We start from the raw sequence: 591 nt of genomic DNA on the forward strand, positions 1-591 counted from the left end.
TATACCGTTCGTGAGCCCGCTACTAGTAAAGAAAATTGCCACAAGTAATAGCAACGTTCCGACCCCAGCGGCGACGTTTGATGCAATCTTATGTTCGCGAAGTAACTTAGCTGCTACCGGTTCAAGGACTTCAACGGGCTTAGGTTCGCGCTCTCGTTTAGCCAGCGTGCGCTTGGCCTTTGTGATGGTCAGGTTTGATTCCTCGAGACTCGCGAGAGCTTTCGCGGGAACCTTACGAGTGCGGGCCAAGCGCAGACGCGCTGAGATCGCCTGAGGAATCCTGCTAAACGCCCGCGCAAAGCCAACCAGTTCAAGCCAGACCAGGTCAGGTTGTTTGGTAAACAGGCGCATAAGTGCGCGCAGAAGCGTCCAAAATGGGAGCGAAACAAGCATTAGGACGAACAGGATAGGTGGATTCGCAACCATCGCGTTGTACAGTTGCGCGCCGCGCCGCAAGCCGAACGAACGGTTAACGTCCGCTTCCTCACCCTCACGGACATCCCGGTAACTGCCACGCGCGTGCGCGATCTTTGCCCCAGGAGCAACCACCGTACGGTATCCGAGTTGGCGGGTGCGCCTACACAGTTCGAG

At 56.5% G+C, this 591-nt stretch carries 1 protein-coding gene; it reads right to left on the minus strand.

Features of this window, described 5'->3' with window-relative positions:
- Nucleotides 1-393 (minus strand): hypothetical protein (locus tag HMPREF1627_RS01925; protein WP_199805868.1); only part of this gene is annotated, 393 nt, incomplete at its 3' end.
- Nucleotides 394-591: the final 198 nt, after the last annotated feature.

This window comes from Actinomyces sp. S6-Spd3, assembly GCF_000758755.1.
Lineage (GTDB): Bacteria > Actinomycetota > Actinomycetes > Actinomycetales > Actinomycetaceae > Pauljensenia.